This is a genomic window from Streptomyces sp. NPDC048507 (genome assembly GCF_043199995.1).
Classification (GTDB): domain Bacteria; phylum Actinomycetota; class Actinomycetes; order Streptomycetales; family Streptomycetaceae; genus Streptomyces.
On the sequence record NZ_JBICWZ010000012.1, the window covers coordinates 71164 to 87355 of the forward strand.

The following is a 16192-nucleotide window of genomic DNA, read 5'->3' on the forward strand; positions in this document are numbered from 1 at the left end:
CGGTCAGTGCTCCTGTCCGAGCGGTCGGAGTTCGTACTTCGGGTTGAAGAGCACCCGGCGCCCATGACTCATCGAGATCCGCCCGGAGGCGATCATGCGGCGCCCGGGCTCGATTCCCACGATCGAGCGACGTCCGAGCCACACCACGTCGAGTGCGGCCGATCCGTCGAACAGCTCCGCCTCCAGGGCGGGCACGCCCGCCCTGGGGCGCAGGGTGACGGTACGCAGGGTTCCGGTCACCTTGACTATCTGACGGTCGTGGCAGTCGCAGATCCGCGTACACCCCGCGGCTTCTGCGTCCTCCTGCAGCTCCGCCGAATGCAGCTCTTCCTGGGAGGTCGACAGCCGCTCTATCATCCGGCGGAACCGGCCCGCCGGCCTGGCCGGTTTCGCGGGCTTCTCGGGACGCGGTTCAGCACTCATACGGGAAGCCTACCGGCGCTCCGGCTACCTCTCGAAGCGGTATCCCATGCCCGGTTCGGTGATGAAGTGCCGCGGGTGCGAGGGGTCCGCCTCCAGCTTGCGGCGCAGCTGCGCCATGTAGACGCGCAGGTAGTTGGTCTCCGTGCCGTACGAGGGCCCCCAGACCTCCTGGAGGAGCTGCTTCTGGCTGACGAGCTTGCCGGCGGCCCGCACCAGCACCTCCAGCAGGTGCCACTCGGTGGGCGTGAGGCGGACGTCGCGTCCCTCGCGCACCGCCTTCTTGGCCGCGAGGTCCACCGTGAAGCCCTCGGTCTCCACCACCACCTCGTCCCCGCCCGCCCCGGCGGCCGGTTCGGCCCGGCGGACGGCGGCCCGCAGTCGGGCCAGCAGCTCGTCCATGCCGAACGGCTTCGTGACGTAGTCGTCGGCGCCCGCGTCGAGGGCCTCGACCTTCTCGTCGGAGCTGTGCCGGGCGGAGAGGACCAGGATCGGCACCCGGGTCCAGCCGCGGAGCCCCCTGATCACCTCGACCCCGTCCATGTCGGGCAGGCCGAGGTCGAGGACGACCACGTCGGGGTGGCGGGCCGCGGCGAGTTCCAGGGCCTGGGCCCCGTCGGCGGCGGCGTCCACCTCGTACTTGCGCGCCTTCAGATTGATCACGAGGGCCCGGACGATCTGCGGTTCGTCGTCCACCACGAGCACCCGGGTCATCGGGGTCCTGCTTTCTGTCGTGCGGGGTGGTCCCCGGTACCGGTCGGAGCGGGGGGCGGCGGGGGCGCGGTGCGGCCGGCGCCCCGTGCCCGGTCAACGTCGCCGGGCGGGCTCCCGGTTCCTGCGGGGGCCGGCCGTCCGCGGGCCGCCGCGCGCAGGGTGAGCACCATGGTCAGGCCCCCGCCGGGGGTGTCCTCGGCGGTCAGCGTGCCGTCCATCGCCTCGGTGAAGCCCCGGGCCACCGCGAGGCCGAGGCCGACGCCGGTGCCGCGCGGGGCGTCGCCGTGGCGCTGGAAGGGGGCGAAGATCCGGTCCTTGGCGGCGTCCGGCACCCCGGGGCCGCGGTCAACGACGCGCACCTCGACGCGGTCGCCGAGGAAGCTGGCCGCGACGAGCACCGGCAGGCCGCGCGGGCTGTACTTGACGGCGTTCTCCACCACGTTGGCCACGGCCCGCTCCAGCAGCCCCGGGTCCACCGCCACCATCGGCAGGGTCTCCGGCACGTCGAGCACCACGCTGTCCTCGGGTACGCCGCCCAGTGCCATCGGGACCACCTCGTCCAGGTCGATCTCCCGGATCAGCGGTGTCACGGTGCCGGTCTGCAGCCGGGACATGTCCAGCAGGTTCCCCACCAGGTGGTCCAGCCGGTCGGCGCCGTCCTCGATGCCCGCCAGGAGCTCGGCGCGGTCCTCCTCGGACCATTCCACGTCGACGGAGCGCAGGGAGCTGACGGAGGCCTTGATGGAGGCCAGCGGGGTGCGCAGGTCGTGGCTGACGGCGGCCAGCAGCGCGGTGCGGATCCGGTTGCCCTCGGCGAGCCGGCGGGCCTCCTCGGCCTCCCCCACCAGCCGCTGGCGGTCGAGGACGACGGCCGCCTGGGCGGCGAAGGCGCCGAGCACGCGTCGGTCGCCGGCCGGCAGCACCCGGCCGGTCAGGGCCAGTGCCATGTGGTCGCCGATCGGCATGTCCACGTCGGCGTCCTCGGGCCGGGCGGCCGGGCCGGGGCCGACGCTGCCGGCCGGAACCCAGGGCTCCACGTCCCCGGCGCGCTCCAGCAGGGCCACCGACTCCATCGCGAAGGTCTCGCGCACCCGCTCCAGCAGCGCGTCCAGGGCCGTCTCGCCGCGCAGCACGCTCCCGGCCAGGAAGGAGAGGATCTCGGACTCCGCGCGCAGCCGGGCGGCCTGGTGGGTGCGCCGGGCGGCGAGGTCCACCACCGAGGCGACCGAGACCGCGACCCCGAAGAACACGGCGATGGCCATGATGTTCCTGGGGTCGGAGACGGTGAACCGGTGCAGCGGCGGGGCGAAGAAGTAGTTCAGCAGGAGCGAGCCGAAGGCGGCGGAGGCCAGGGCCGGCCAGAGTCCGCCGAGCAGCGCCGCCGCCACGGTCAGGGCGAGGAAGAGCAGCATGTCGTTGGCGAGCCCGGGGTCCGCGGTGATGTGCGTCAACAGCAGGCACAGCAGCGCGGGCAGGACCACCCCGACGGTCCAGCCGGCCACGATCCTGGGCCGGCCGAGCCGGGCGGCCGAGCGGACCACCGGCAGTCCGCGCCCCTTGGCCACCTCCTCGTGGGTGACGATGTGCACGTCGAGGTCGGGGCCCGAGTCCCGGGCGACGGTGGCGCCCACGCCGGGGCCCAGGACGTACTGCCAGTTCCGGCGTCGGCTGGAGCCGAGCACGATCTGGGTGGCGTTGACCCCGCGGGCGAATTCCAGGAGCGCTTCGGGGACGTCGTCCCCGATCACATGGTGAAACGTTCCGCCAAGGTCTTCGACCAGGGTCCGCTGGACCGCCAGCTCCTTCGGCGAGGCCGAGGTGAGCCCGTCGCTGCGGGCGATGTACACGGCGAGGATCTCGCTGCCGGAGCCCTTGGCCGCCATCCGCGAGGCCCGGCGGATGAGCGTGCGCCCCTCGGGCCCTCCGGTGAGCCCGACGACGATCCGCTCGCGCGCCTGCCAGGTGGAGCGGATCCCGTGCTCGCCCCGGTACTCCTGGAGGTACTCGTCGGCCCGGTCCGCGACCCACAGCAGCGCCAGCTCGCGCAGCGCGGTGAGGTTGCCGGGCCGGAAGTAGTTCGACAGGGCCGCGTCGACCTTGTCGGGCCGGTAGATGTTGCCGTGCGCCATCCGGCGCCGCAGGGCCTGCGGGGACATGTCGACCAGCTCGATCTGGTCGGCGCGGCGGACCACCTCGTCCGGCACCGTCTCGCGCTGGCGCACCCCGGTGATCGACTCGACCACGTCGCCGAGCGACTCCAGGTGCTGGATGTTGACGGTGGACACCACGTCGATGCCGGCCCGGAGCAGCTCCTCCACGTCCTGCCAGCGCTTGGCGTTGCGCGACCCGGGCACGTTGGTGTGGGCCAGCTCGTCCACCAGGGCCACGGCCGGACGGCGCGCCAGCACCGCGTCGAGGTCCATCTCGGTGAACTCCGCGCCCCGGTGGGCCAGCGCCCGGCGCGGTACCTGTTCGAGGCCGTGCAGCAGCACCTCGGTGCGGGCCCGCCCGTGGTGCTCTACGAAGCCCACGACGCAGTCCGCGCCGCGCTCCACCCGGCGGTGGGCCTCCGACAGCATGGCGTACGTCTTGCCCACACCGGGCGCCGCGCCGAGATAGATCCTTAGCCTGCCGCGTCCCATGCGCTCATTCTCGGGGACGTCGCACGCCTTCACGCACCGGCGGAGGGCCGCGGGCACATCCCTGACGCATCCCTGACGCCCCCGCGGCGGCCCTCGGCGCGTGCGCCGCGGCCCCCGCCGACCCACGCCGGCCCCGGCGCACGAAAGCCGGTGGGCCCCGCACCCTCGGGTGCGGGGCCCACCGGCCCTGGAATCGGTGCCCCGGCGGGGCCGCGGGTCAGCGGACCTCGGTGATCTCCGGGCCGCGCTCCAGCTGGCCCATGCCACCGCCGAAGCGGGAGCCCTCCTGGTCCTCGGCCGTCTGCACGCCGTCCGGCACCATCTGGGCGTCGTTCGGCAGCTTCAGGACGATCGGGTCGCGGGGGGCCATCGGCCCCTCGCCACGCAGGACGACGGTCTCGCGGAAGATCTGTTCCAGCACGCCGGCCGACTCCGGGCGCACCGCGCCCTGGCCGGAGATCACGCCGCGCAGGAACCAGCGCGGGCCGTCGACGCCGACGAAGCGGACCAGCTGGGCGCCGGTCTGGCCGTCGGGCAGCGGGACGGGCACCTGGGCGCGCAGCTCCCAGCCCAGCGGACCCTCGACCTCGTCGATGATGCCGCCCTGCTGGGTGATGCCCGAGGCGATCTCGTCGCGGACCTCGCCCCAGATGCCCTCCTTCTTGGGGGCGGCGAAGGCCTGCAACTGCACGGCACTGTCCCCGAGCACCACGGTGGCGGCGACGATCGCGTCCCCGGCGACCTCGACGCGCAGTTCCATGCCCTCGACACCGGGTACGAGGATGCCGCCCAGGTCGACCCGGCCGTCGGCCGGGTTCCCGGGCACTTCCGAGACGTCCCACGGGCCGTCGGGCCGCGGGGCCGGAGGCAGGTTCAGCCTGCGCGGCCCGGCGGAGTCGAGTCCGTCGGCGTCGTCCGGCTCGTCGGCGCGCACGCCGTCGACCTGCTCGGCCGCGCCGCCGTCCTTGACGGAGTCGTTCTTCTTGCGACGTCCGAACACGTCACTGTCCTTCCCGGTCGGTTACGACCGAAGCGTAGCCATTCCCACCCTGCTGACCAGCGCCCGATCCGGCCACGGCCGCATGACCGCCGGTCGAGCCGAACCCCCCGTCGGCCCGGGCCGATCCGGGGAGCTCCTCCACTTCGTGGAAGCGCACCTTCTCGACCCGCTGGACAACCAGCTGGGCAATGCGGTCGAAACGCTCGAACCTGACGCTCTCGCGCGGGTCGAGATTGACCACGATCACCTTGATTTCCCCACGGTACCCGGCATCCACCGTCCCCGGGGCATTCACGAGCGCGAGCCCGCAGCGGGCGGCCAGGCCCGAGCGCGGGTGCACGAAGGCGGCGTACCCGTCGGGCAGCGCGACGGCGATGCCGGTGGGCAGGACGGCCCGCTCTCCGGGCGCCAGCTCGGCGGCCTCCGTGGTCACCAGGTCGCAGCCGGCGTCGCCGGGGTGGCCGTAGGCGGGCAGGGGCACCTCGGGGTCGACGCGGCGGATCAGCACGTCGACGTCACGGCGGGGCGCGTGGTTGTTCTGGGACATCAGGGGTTCACCTCGAAGGCGCGTGCGCGCCTGACCTGGTCCGGGTCGGACATCGCCGCCCGGATCTCCTCGGGCCGACCGTTGTCGATGAAGTGGTCGACCTTCACCTCGATGAACAGGGCCTCGGCGCGTACGGCCACCGGTCCCTGCGGGCCGCCTATCCTGCCGACGGCCCTGGAGTAGATCTTCCGCCCGGCGACGGCGGTGACCTCGGCCTCCAGGTGCAGCACCGTGTCCACGGGCACGGGCCGTACGAAGTCGGTCTCCAGCCGGCCGGTGACCGCGATGACGCGCAGCAGCCAGTTCAGGGAGCCGAGCGTCTCGTCGAGCGCGGTGGCCAGGACGCCGCCGTGGGCCAGCCCGGGGGCACCCTGGTGAGCGGGCTTGACGGTGAACTCGGCGCTGACGCGCACTCCCTCGCCCGCGCGGGCCTCCAGATGGAGCCCGTGCGGCTGCCCCTCGCCGCAGCCGAAACAGTGTCCGTAGTGCGCGCCGAGGAGCTCACCGGGTGCCGGGGCATCGGGATGCCGGACCGGTGCGACGGCATCGGCCGGGGGCGTCAACGCTGTGTTTCGTCCACTCACAGCCGCAGACCTTACCCGCGCGGCTACCCGCCGGTCGCCTCGTGGCAGGCTTGCCCGTATGCAGCTCTCCCCCGCGCACCACGACGAACGCCTGTCCGCCCCCCGCTCCTGGTGGGGCATCGCCGCACTGACCGGTGTGGCCTGCGCCCTGATGCTGCTTCCGCTGGGTGCGCTGCCGCCGCTGGCGGGGCTGGTCGGCGGCACGGCGCTGACGGGGATGCTGGTGAGTTCGTACGGTTCCGCGCGCGTGCGCGTGGTGAACGGGTCGCTCGCCGCGGGCGACGCCCGCATCCCGGTGGCCGCCCTGGGCGAGCCCGAGGTGCTGGAGGCGGAGGAGGCCCGGGCCTGGCGCACCTACAAGGCCGACATGCGGGCCTTCATGCTGATGCGCAGCTACGTGCCCACCGCGGTGCGCGTCGAGGTGACGGACCCGGACGATCCCACTCCGTACGTGTACGTCTCCACGCGCGAGCCCCTCGCCCTGGCGGCGGCGATCCGTGCGGCGAAGGACGCCCCGGCCGGAGCCTGAGGCCCCGCACCGGTCCGGGCCGCTCCCGGCCCGCTCCGGGCGGTCTCAGCCGTCGCCCGGGCCCGGTCCCTCCAGTGCGCGCCTGTCGGCCCCGGGAAGGGGCTGGGCGGGGGTCTCACGGGGCGCGGGCGCGGGCAGGGCGTCCCAGGACACGGCACGCCGCCGCAGGTCACCACGCACCTTCTCGGCGAGTTTGCGGGTGTCGCGGCGGTTCATCACCGCTCCGACGGCCGCGCCCACCATGAAGGGCATGAGGTTGGGCAGGTTGCGGAACATCCGCTTCATGATCTGCTGGCGCAGTTCGCGCTTCATCTGCCCGCCGAGCGCCGCGTTCAGCGTCGTCGGCTTGGTCAGGTCGATCCCGCGCTCCTCGGTCCACGCCGTGAGGTAGGCGAGGCTGCGGTCCTTCAGGGTGCCGGGGGCCCGCTGTCCGTAGACCTCGTGCAGTTCGGCGACGAGTTTGAGTTCGATGGCGGCGACGGCGGTGATCTCCGCGGCCAGCTCCGCCGGCATGGCGGGCGGAACCGGCAGCATCGCCGCGGCGCCGATGCCCGCGCCGACGGTCGACGTGGCATGGGCGGCGCCGGAGATCAGCTTGTCGGACAGCTGATCGGGATCGAGGCCCGGGAACTGCGCGCGCAGCGTCGCGAGGTCCCGAACCGGAACGCGCGGTGCGTTCTCGATGATGCGGTCGGTGATGTACAGGGCGGCGGCCCGTGCGCTTTCGCCGCCCTTGCGCACACCGTTCTTGACGGCTTGCATCCGACCCGCCCCGGGCTTGTCCCGGGACCCCTCGTCGGCCTGGGCGGCCGATGGCACCACGTCGGTGGCACCCGAGGGCGGGGCGGTCGCGTCGACGGCCGAGGCGCCGGTGGCACCGGGGCCCGTTTCCGGGCCCGTGGCCGCCTGCGTCTCCGCCTGACCGCCGGATTTCCGGAAGCGTCGCTTCCGAAAGGGCGTCGAGCCGGTCACGGCCGGGGCCTCAGTCGCAGTCGCGGCAGATCGGCTGGCCGTTCTTCTCCCGTGCCAGCTGGCTGCGGTGGTGCACCAGGAAGCAGCTCATGCAGGTGAACTCATCGGCCTGCTTGGGGAGCACCCGGACGGCCAGTTCCTCGTTGGAGAGGTCCGCGCCGGGCAGTTCGAGGCTCTCGGCGCCGTCGAAGTCCTCGACATCTACGTTCGAAGAGGTCTTCTCGCTGCGCCGGGCCTTCAGCTCCTCGATGCTGTCGTTGTCGACGTCATCGTCGGTCTTGCGTGGGGTGTCGTAGTCCGTTGCCATTTTTTCGCTCTCCCCCTCTGGGATTTAGCGGTGTCTCAGCGCACGTAACGCGCGAGAGGCCGGACTTGTGCCCGACCTGAGGCGGAGATTTTGCCTCACATCAAGGTCTGTTACTCAATCGACACCCAGCCGCACGCCCGGAGGACTTGTAGCTGGGATGACGACCGGGACCGTACACGGTCCGGGGGCCGTCTTGCACAAACGCCACCCCGTGTATTTCCCGCCATCGAGGGGGCCGGAAACCCGGACTTCCCGGGCTTTCCGGCCGCCGTGGGGTCACTGAACGCACATGACCCGACACTCGACAATGTGATCGATCACACAGGTACCATCCTGCACCCGTTCCGACCATTCCGCTGACAGCGAACACAGGCCCGAGCGGATCACAACGGCAACGTGACGCGCATCACGAGGCCACCGCCCTCGCGGGGGGTCGCCAGGATCCGGCCGCCGTGTGCGCGCGCCACGGAGCGCGCGATGGACAGGCCGAGCCCCACACCCTTGTCGCTGCCCGTTCGCTCCGTACGCAGCCGCCTGAAGGGCTCGAAGAGGTTGTCCACCTCGTACGCGGGAACCACGGGACCCGTGTTCGACACGAGGAGCACCGCCTGGCCGTGCTGGACCTCGGTCGTGACCTCCACCCAGCCGCCCTCCGGCACGTTGTACCGGACGGCGTTCTGCACCAGGTTGAGGGCGATCCGCTCCAGCAGGACGCCGTTGCCCTGGACCACGGCCAGCGCCCGCTCGCCGCGGATCTCCACGTCCTTCGCGGCGGCCTCGCCGCGCGCCTGGTCGATGGCGCGCGAGGCGACCTCCGCCAGGTCCACCGGTTTGCGCTCGACGATCTGGTTCTCGCTGCGGGCCAGCAGCAGCAGGCCCTCGACCAGCTGCTCGCTGCGCTCGTTGGTGGCCAGCAGCGTCTTGCCGAGCTGCTGGAGCTCCACCGGAGCTCCGGGATCCGACAGGTGCACCTCCAGCAGCGTCCGGTTGATGGCCAGCGGGGTCCGCAGCTCGTGCGAGGCGTTGGCGACGAAGCGCTGCTGGGCCGTGAAGGCCCGTTCCAGGCGGTCCAGCATCTCGTCGAAGGTGTCGGCGAGCTCCTTCAGCTCGTCGTCCGGCCCGTCCAGCTCGATCCGCCGGGTCAGGTCGGAACCGACCACCCGGCGGGCGGTACGGGTGATCTTGCCAAGCGGCGAGAGCACCCGGCCGGCCATCGCGTAGCCGAAGGCGAAGGCGATGATGCTGAGGCCCAGCAGGGCCATCAGCGAGCGGCGCAGCAGGTCGTCCAGCGCGTGCTTGCGCTGGTCGAGGATGCACTGCCCGATCGCGGCGTTGAACTGGTCGATCGACTGGTCGATGCCCACCCCGGAACAGGTGGTGCTGGAGACCTCCACCTTCTGGCCGCCGACGATCTTGAACGGGAGCGCGTTGCCCTCCCGGAGCGCCTGCGCGGCGAGCAGGTAGATGATCGACAGCAGCAGGATCCCGGCGATCAGGAACATGCCGCCGTAGAGCAGGGTGAGGCGTATGCGGATGGTCGGCCGCAGCCAAGGGAAGGGACCCTCGGGCTGGCCGGGGTCCCAGGTCGGTTTCGGCGGCGCCGCCGGTGGCGCCGGGGTCGCGGCCACCCGGCTCAGATCCGGTATCCGGAGCCGGGCACCGTCACGATGACGGGCGGCTCGCCGAGCTTGCGGCGCAGGGTCATCACGGTCACCCTGACCACGTTCGTGAACGGGTCGGTGTTCTCGTCCCAGGCCTTCTCCAGCAGCTGCTCGGCCGAGACCACCGTTCCCTCGCTGCGCATGAGGACCTCCAGCACCGCGAACTCCTTGGGCGCCAGCTGCACCTCCTTGCCCTCCCGGAACACCTCGCGCCGGTTGGGGTCCAGCTTGATCCCGGCCCGTTCGAGGACGGGCGGCAGGGCCACGGTCGTCCGCCGTCCGAGCGCGCGGACGCGGGCGGTCAGCTCGGTGAAGGCGAAGGGCTTGGGCAGGTAGTCGTCCGCCCCCAGCTCCAGGCCCTCGACCCGGTCGCTGACGTCGCCCGAGGCGGTGAGCATGAGCACCCGGGTGGGCATGCCGAGTTCGATGATCCGCCGGCAGACGTCGTCCCCGTGGACCAGGGGAAGGTCCCGGTCGAGCACGACCACGTCGTAGTCGTTCACCCCGACGCGCTCCAGGGCCGCGGCGCCGTCGTACACGACGTCCACGGCCATGGCCTCCCGGCGCAGGCCGGTGGCCACCGCATCGGCGAGCAGCTGCTCGTCCTCGACGACGAGTACGCGCACGTCGTTTCCTTCCTTCGAGCCCAGAAGGGCACACGTGTATTGCGCCTCCATCCTGCCGGTTTCCGCCGTAAACCGGCTGTAAGGCGCCCCTGCGGCCGTCCGCCGGGCCCCGCGGCGGACCGGTGTGCGGGGGTGGACGGGTGGTGTGGACGGTGTGGAGGTGAGGATTCCCTGGCCTCACGAGGTTTCTGGGCCCAGGGTGCCGGGGAGGACGTCAGCACACCCCAACCACTCCCTGGACGGCGGACGGCCCGTGCTCGTCCGTCGCCGACCCACGCAGAGGGGGCGCACCCACCATGGACGCATTCACCGCGGGTCTCCTGCAGCGCATCAAGGCCACGCAGTCGGACCTCAGCAAGGCCCGTGAGACGGGCGACGACTACCTCGCGGATGTGGAACAGGCCGAGCTGGAAGACCTCCAGCGGCTCGCCGCGGAACACGGCGTGGCCGTGGCCGCGACCGCCACCGCGGCCTGACCCACCAGTACCCGACCCCCAGCCCGTCCGGACCCCCGCCGCCCTTCCGGGCGGCGGGGGTCCGTCTTCATGTCCGGGCGCCCCCGCCCCGGCGCCCGTGCCCGGGACGCGGCGGGTCAGTCGTGCCAGGCGCCGTACTCCTCCAGCAGCGGCTGGAGGGAGGCGAAGACCGCCGGGGAGGCGGCGAGGGTGAGCTCCCCCGAGGCCGGCTCCCCGGGCCGCCCGCCGGTGACGGCGCCCGCCTCGCGGGCGATCAGCTCGCCCGCGGCGAGGTCCCAGGGGTTCAGCCCGCGCTCGTAGTACCCGTCGAGGCGCCCGGCGGCGACGTCGCACAGGTCCAGCGCCGCCGAACCGCCCCGCCGGACGTCGCGCACCAGCGGGATGACCCGCCGCGCGACCTCGGCCTGGTGCGCCCGCCGGGTCTGGACGTACCCGAACCCGGTGCCGATCAGCGCCTGGTCCAGCGGCGCCGCCGCCCGGCAGGCGAGCCGGGCCGTCCCCAGCCAGGCCCCGCCGCCGAGGACCGCGTGATACGTCTCCCCGCGCATCGGGGCCGCCACCACCCCGGCCACCGTCTCGCCCAGGTACTCGGCCGCGATGGACACGCCCCAGCTGGGCAGCCCGTAGAGGTAGTTCACGGTGCCGTCCAGCGGGTCGACGATCCAGCGGACGCCGCTGGTGCCGGGGCTGTCCGCGCCCTCCTCGCCGAGCAGCCCGTCGGCGGGCCGCCGTTCGGCGAGGATCCCGCAGATCAGCTTCTCGGCCGCGATGTCCATCTCGGTCACCACGTCGATCGGGCTGGACTTGGTCGCCGCCACCGCCAGGTCCGCGGGGCGGCCGTCGCGCAGCAGTCCGCCGGCCCGCCGGGCGGCCTCCAGCGCCACGTCCAGCAGTTCGGCCTTCAGCTCTTCGGAGATCTCGGAGATCACGGTCCCGCTCCCTACGCGTACGGACTGTCGGCGCCCGCGGCCGCCGGCCGGGGCGCGCGCGCCGGGCAGCAGCCCACGGCGCAGAGGTCGTGGCTCGGACCGAGCAGCCCGAGCGCGCACCGCTCGGCGCTCTCGCCGCGTTCGGTGGCGGCCCGCTCCAGGACGAGGTCGCGCACGGCCGCGGCGAACCGCGGGTCCGCGCCGACCGTCGCCGAGCGGGCGACGGGCAGGCCCAGTTCCGCCGCCTTCGCCATCGCCTCGGTGTCGAGGTCGTAGAGGACCTCCATGTGGTCGGAGACGAAGCCGATCGGGACCATCACGGCCGCCGGAGCGCCCGCCGCGTGCAGGGCCTCCAGGTGGTCGCAGACGTCCGGCTCCAGCCAGGGGATGTGCGGGGCGCCGCTGCGCGACTGGTAGACGAGCTCCCAGGGCAGCGCGGTGCCCGTCCGCGCACGGACGGCCTCCGCGATCACGCGGGCGACGTCGAGGTGCTGCCTGACGTAGGCGCCGCCGTCGCCGTGTTCCCCGGCCGGGCCGGAGGCGTCGGCGGCGGCCGTCGGGATGGAGTGGGTGGTGAAGACCAGGTGCGCGGCGTCGCGCACCTGGTCGGGGAGCCCGGCCAGCGCGGTGAGCACCCCGTCGATCATGGGCCGCACGAAGCCGGGGTGGTTGAAGTAGTGCCGGAGCTTGTCCACCCGGGGCAGTTCGGCCACGCCCTCCGCTTCGAGGGCGGCCAGGGCGTCGGCGAGGTTCTCCCGGTACTGGCGGCAGCCCGAGTAGGAGGCGTAGGCGCTGGTGGCGAGTACGGCGATGCGCCGACGCCCGTCGGAGGCCATCTCCCGCAGCACATCGGTCAGGTACGGGGCCCAGTTCCGGTTGCCCCAGTACACCGGCAGGTCCAGCCCGTGTCCGGCGAAGTCCTTGCGCAGCGCGTCCAGCAGCTCGCGGTTCTGCCCGTTGATCGGACTGACGCCGCCGAAGCCGAAGTAGTGCTGCCCGACCTCCTTGAGGCGCTCGCGCGGGATGCCGCGGCCGCGCGTGACGTTCTCCAGGAACGGCACGACGTCGTCGGGGCCCTCGGGGCCGCCGAAGGACAGCAGCAGGAGGGCGTCGTAGGGGGCGGCGAGGCCTTCGGCCACGGGCGCTTCGGGGGCACGGAGCTGGTCTGACATGCCTCGAATCCTGCCACTCGGCGTCCGCCGGGGTGAACCGCCCGGTCCGCATCGCGGACGCGTCGCCGGTGAGGCGCTCCGGGTCCGCGCGGGCGGGGCGCGATCGCAGCCGTCGTCCCGGTGCGCGCGCCCCACCGGCGGCCGTAACCTGTATGGGCCGATGACGTCCCTTACGGAGCTCCCTTGCCCAGTCCTTATCGCGCGATCTTCGCGGCCCCCGGCACCAAGGGGTTCAGCGCCGCCGGCCTCATAGGCCGGCTGCCGATCTCCATGGTGGGCGTCGGCATCCTGACCATGATCTCGGAGATCACCGGCCGGTACGCGATGGCCAGCGCCCTCACCGGCACGCTGGCCCTGGCGGCCGCGGTCATCGGGCCCCAGGTCTCCCGGCTGGTGGACCAGTACGGCCAGCGGCGGGTCCTGCGGCCCGCGACCCTGGTCTCCGTCGCCGCGGTGGCGGGGCTCCTGCTCGCCGCCGCGAACGGGCTGCCCGACTGGACCCTGTTCGTCTGCGCGGCCGTCGCCGGCTGCGTACCGAGCGTCGGCTCGATGGTCCGCGCCCGCTGGACCGTGCTCTACCGCGACTCCCCCCGCGAACTGCACACCGCGTACTCCTTCGAGTCCGTGGTGGACGAGGTCTGCTTCATCTTCGGCCCGATCCTCGCCATCGGGCTCTCCACCACCTGGTTCCCCGAAGCGGGCCCGCTGATCGCCGCCGTCTGCCTGCTCGTCGGCGTCTGGGTGCTCACCGCCCAGCGCGCCACCGAGCCCGCGCCGCACCCGCGCGACGCGGGCGGCCGGCGCCGCTCCGCCCTGCGCTCCCCCGGCCTCCAGGTGCTGACGGCCACGTTCGTGGCCACCGGCGCGATCTTCGGCTCCATCGACGTGTCCACCCTGGCCTTCGCCGAGGAGCAGGGCGACAAGGCCTCGGCCAGCTTCATCCTGGCCATCTGGGCGGCCGGATCCTGCCTGGCCGGCATCGTCTTCGGCCTGCTGCATCTCAAGGGCCGGACGGAACGCAGGTGGGTACTGGGCATCTGTGCGATGGCCGTGAGTATGATCCCCCTCCTACTGGCCGGGAACCTTCCGTTTCTGGCCGTGGCGCTCTTCGTCTCGGGTCTCGCCATCGCTCCCACGATGATCACCACGATGGCCCTGATCGAAGCGCACGTACCGAGCGCGAAGCTCACCGAGGGCATGACCTGGATCAGCACCGGCCTGGCGGTCGGCGTGGCGGTCGGCTCCTCCGTGACCGGACTCGTCATCGACGCGGCCGGCGCCCAGCGCGGGTACGTCGTCTCGGTCGCGGCGGGAACCGCCGCGGCGGCGGTGGCGTTCGCGGGTTACCGCCGGCTGACGAGGCCGGCGCAAGGGGAGGAGCCTTCCACCGATGGTGACGGGGACAGCAGCGCAGAAGCACCGGCAGACCGCGTGGCGTAACTGGGCGGGCAACGTGAGCGCCACGCCCGCGCGCGTGGTGACTCCGACCTCGGTCGGGGAGCTCCAGGAGGCGGTCCGCCGGGCCGCCGCGGAGGGGCTGCGGGTGAAGGCGGTCGGCACCGGCCACTCCTTCACCGCGGCGGCGGCGACCGACGGCGTGCTCGTACGCCCGCAGGCCCTGGCCGGGATCCTGTCGGTCGACCGGGCCGCCGGGACGGTCACGGTGGCGGCCGGCACGGTACTGAAGGACCTCAACCTGGCCCTGGCCGCACAGGGCCTCTCGCTCACCAACATGGGCGACATCATGGAGCAGACGGTGTCGGGCGCCACCAGCACCGGCACGCACGGCACGGGCCGCGACTCGGCCTCCCTCGCCGCCCAGATACGCGCCCTGGAGCTGGTCACGGCCGACGGACGGGTGCTGGCGTGCTCCGAGAAGGAGAACCCGGAGGTCTTCGCGGCCGCCCGGCTCGGCATCGGCGCCCTGGGCATCGTCACCTCTCTGACCTTCGCGGTCGAGCCGCTCTTCTTCCTGACCGCCCGTGAGGAGCCCATGGGCTTCGACCGGGTGACCGCCGAGTTCGACCAGCACGTCGCCGAGAACGAGCACTTCGAGTTCTACTGGTTCCCGCACACCGGCAACTGCAACACCAAGCGCAACAACCGCAGCCAGGGACCGGCCGCGCCGCCCGGCGCCGTGAGCGCCTGGGTCGAGGACGAACTGCTGTCCAACGGGGTCTTCCAGGCCGTCAACTCGCTCGGCCGGGCGGTCCCGGCGGCCGTACCCGCCATCGCCCGGGTGGCCAGCCGGGCCCTGTCGGCGCGCACGTACACGGACATCCCGTACAAGGTGTTCACCAGCCCTCGCCGGGTGCGCTTCGTGGAGATGGAGTACGCCCTGCCGCGCGAGCGGCTGGTCGGGGCGCTGCGGGAGCTCAAGGCGATGGTCGAGCGCTCCCCGCTGCGGATCAGCTTCCCTGTGGAGGTGCGCACGGCTCCGGCCGACGACATCACCCTGTCCACCGCCTCGGGCCGGGACAGCGCCTACATCGCGGTGCACATGTACCGGGGCACCCCGCACCAGGCCTACTTCACGGCCGCCGAGCGCATCTTCACCGCGCACGGCGGGCGGCCGCACTGGGGCAAGGTCCACACCCGGGACGCGGAGTACCTCGCCGGGGCCTACCCGCGCTTCGCGGAGTTCACCGCGCTGCGCGACCGGCTGGACCCGGACCGGGTGTTCGGCAACGACTACCTGCGGCGCGTGCTCGGGGCCTGAGCCCGCGGCCGGGCGGCCCGGCTCAGGGAGTGCCGCCGGAGCCCTTGCCCGCGCCGGAACCCGTACCCGCGTCCCCGCCGGCGGAGCTCGCTCCCCCGCCGCCGGGGGTCGGGGCGGGCGGGGTGACGGGCTTGGAGGGCGTGGTCCCGCCCGGGGAGGTCTCCGGGTCCGGGGTCGCCGGCGGCGTCGGCTTCCCCGACGGCGTGGTGCCCGGTGCGGGGCTGCGGCCGCCGGAGCCGTTCGGCGCGGAGGGACTGGGTGAGGTGCCGGGCCCGGGGGTCTTGCCGTCCTTGCCGTCGCGCTCCCCGGAGCCCCCGCCGCCGCGCTCCTTCTCGGAGGGGGCCGGGCGGTGGTCGGCGGCCTTGCGGGTGCCGGCCGACAGCAGGGTGTCCCCGCCCTTGCTGACCGAGGTGCCGGCGACGGCCTCGTAGGTCCCGAGGCCGCCGATGGCCAGGGCGAACGCCGCCCCCGAGGCCACCGCGGTGCGCTTCCAGCCCCGTACGCGGGTGCCGTGCACGGTCGCCGCGCCGAACTCGCCGGACGCCGCGGGGTCCGGCGGCGCCTGCGCGGCGCCGGCCGGGGGGACCCGGCGGGACCGGGGGCGGGCGCTCTCGCGCAACTGGTCGCCGGTGCGCCGGAAGACGTGCTGGATGACCGGGCCGCCCGCCGTGGCGACGACGCTCACCACGCCGGCGCCGAGGATCGTCCCGTAGACGCCCAGCTTCGAGGCGAGCAGGGCCGCCGCCACGGTCGCCAGGGAGGAACCCGCGATCTGGGCCACGCTCAGATCGAGCGTGCCGCGCCCGCTCCCCTCCGGTTCGGTTGTCCCTGCCGCCTTCTGACCCATCGCCATCCCCGGTGTGTCCTGCCTCTCGCGCTTCTCCTCTTCCTGCC

The 16192-nt window shown here is 73.3% G+C and carries 17 protein-coding genes; 4 read left to right on the top strand and 13 right to left on the bottom strand.

All coding sequences use genetic code 11. The annotated features are described in order from the left end of the window. Positions 1-3: 3 nt before the first annotated feature. The 6 genes from ACGFXC_RS28005 to ACGFXC_RS28030 form a co-directional block, all read right to left on the bottom strand. Positions 4-423 carry an OB-fold nucleic acid binding domain-containing protein gene (locus ACGFXC_RS28005; RefSeq protein ID WP_125816976.1) on the bottom strand — a complete coding sequence of 140 codons (420 nt, stop codon included), beginning with the start codon at positions 421-423 and terminating at the stop codon, positions 4-6. Between the two features lie 24 nt (positions 424-447). Continuing rightward, the gene (locus tag ACGFXC_RS28010; protein WP_393717298.1) at positions 448-1134 is read right to left on the bottom strand and encodes a response regulator; all 687 of its coding nucleotides are present in this window, start codon (positions 1132-1134) and stop codon (positions 448-450) included. Further along, positions 1131-3776 carry a DUF4118 domain-containing protein gene (locus ACGFXC_RS28015; RefSeq protein WP_393717300.1) on the bottom strand — a complete coding sequence of 882 codons (2646 nt, stop codon included), beginning with the start codon at positions 3774-3776 and terminating at the stop codon, positions 1131-1133. Before ACGFXC_RS28015 ends, ACGFXC_RS28010 begins: the two co-directional genes overlap by 4 nt. A 217-nt stretch (positions 3777-3993) precedes the next feature. After that, the gene (locus tag ACGFXC_RS28020; RefSeq protein WP_393717302.1) at positions 3994-4776 is read right to left on the bottom strand and encodes a DUF3710 domain-containing protein; all 783 of its coding nucleotides are present in this window, start codon (positions 4774-4776) and stop codon (positions 3994-3996) included. 1 nt (position 4777) lies between these two features. After that, on the bottom strand, positions 4778-5323 hold the full coding sequence (gene dut, locus ACGFXC_RS28025; protein ID WP_393717304.1) for a dUTP diphosphatase: 546 nt from the start codon (positions 5321-5323) through the stop codon (positions 4778-4780). After that, positions 5323-5907, bottom strand: coding sequence for a PaaI family thioesterase (locus ACGFXC_RS28030; RefSeq protein ID WP_393717306.1), 585 nt, complete (start codon positions 5905-5907; stop codon positions 5323-5325). Before ACGFXC_RS28030 ends, dut begins: the two co-directional genes overlap by 1 nt. Positions 5908-5965: 58 nt before the next feature. On the opposite strand from ACGFXC_RS28030, the gene ACGFXC_RS28035 reads away from it, so the two are divergent. Then, on the top strand, positions 5966-6436 hold the full coding sequence (locus ACGFXC_RS28035; RefSeq protein ID WP_393717308.1) for a DUF3093 domain-containing protein: 471 nt from the start codon (positions 5966-5968) through the stop codon (positions 6434-6436). 45 nt (positions 6437-6481) lie between these two features. Here ACGFXC_RS28035 and ACGFXC_RS28040 read toward each other — a convergent pair whose 3' ends face one another. From ACGFXC_RS28040 to ACGFXC_RS28055, 4 genes are all read right to left on the bottom strand, one after another. Next, positions 6482-7408: a hypothetical protein gene (locus tag ACGFXC_RS28040; RefSeq protein WP_393717310.1), complete on the bottom strand. Its 927-nt coding sequence runs from the start codon at positions 7406-7408 to the stop codon at positions 6482-6484. A gap of 10 nt (positions 7409-7418) precedes the next feature. Beyond that, on the bottom strand, positions 7419-7715 hold the full coding sequence (locus ACGFXC_RS28045; RefSeq protein WP_393717312.1) for a DUF4193 domain-containing protein: 297 nt from the start codon (positions 7713-7715) through the stop codon (positions 7419-7421). A 383-nt stretch (positions 7716-8098) separates the two neighbouring features. Then, positions 8099-9343: a sensor histidine kinase gene (locus tag ACGFXC_RS28050; RefSeq protein ID WP_393717314.1), complete on the bottom strand. Its 1245-nt coding sequence runs from the start codon at positions 9341-9343 to the stop codon at positions 8099-8101. 5 nt (positions 9344-9348) lie between these two features. Then, positions 9349-10002, bottom strand: coding sequence for a response regulator transcription factor (locus tag ACGFXC_RS28055; protein ID WP_030235203.1), 654 nt, complete (start codon positions 10000-10002; stop codon positions 9349-9351). 296 nt (positions 10003-10298) lie between these two features. Here ACGFXC_RS28055 and ACGFXC_RS28060 point away from each other — a divergent pair, with 296 nt between their 5' ends. Then, on the top strand, positions 10299-10478 hold the full coding sequence (locus ACGFXC_RS28060; protein ID WP_393717315.1) for a hypothetical protein: 180 nt from the start codon (positions 10299-10301) through the stop codon (positions 10476-10478). A gap of 116 nt (positions 10479-10594) precedes the next feature. On the opposite strand, the gene ACGFXC_RS28065 is transcribed toward ACGFXC_RS28060, so the two are convergent. Then, positions 10595-11407: an inositol monophosphatase family protein gene (locus ACGFXC_RS28065; protein WP_393717317.1), complete on the bottom strand. Its 813-nt coding sequence runs from the start codon at positions 11405-11407 to the stop codon at positions 10595-10597. Between the two features lie 11 nt (positions 11408-11418). Continuing rightward, the gene (locus ACGFXC_RS28070) at positions 11419-12579 is read right to left on the bottom strand and encodes a ferrochelatase (protein ID WP_393717319.1); all 1161 of its coding nucleotides are present in this window, start codon (positions 12577-12579) and stop codon (positions 11419-11421) included. Between the two features lie 183 nt (positions 12580-12762). Here ACGFXC_RS28070 and ACGFXC_RS28075 point away from each other — a divergent pair, with 183 nt between their 5' ends. Both ACGFXC_RS28075 and ACGFXC_RS28080 read left to right on the top strand, forming a co-directional pair. After that, positions 12763-14019, top strand: a complete 1257-nt coding sequence (locus ACGFXC_RS28075) for an MFS transporter (protein ID WP_393717320.1) — start codon at positions 12763-12765, stop codon at positions 14017-14019. Beyond that, positions 13970-15298: a D-arabinono-1,4-lactone oxidase gene (locus ACGFXC_RS28080; RefSeq protein ID WP_393717322.1), complete on the top strand. Its 1329-nt coding sequence runs from the start codon at positions 13970-13972 to the stop codon at positions 15296-15298. The genes ACGFXC_RS28075 and ACGFXC_RS28080 overlap by 50 nt, the downstream gene beginning before the upstream one ends. A 22-nt stretch (positions 15299-15320) precedes the next feature. Here the strand turns inward: ACGFXC_RS28080 and ACGFXC_RS28085 are convergent, their stop codons facing one another. Continuing rightward, complete coding sequence (locus ACGFXC_RS28085) at positions 15321-16079, bottom strand: hypothetical protein (RefSeq protein ID WP_393717324.1); 759 nt, start codon at positions 16077-16079, stop codon at positions 15321-15323. Positions 16080-16192: the final 113 nt, after the last annotated feature.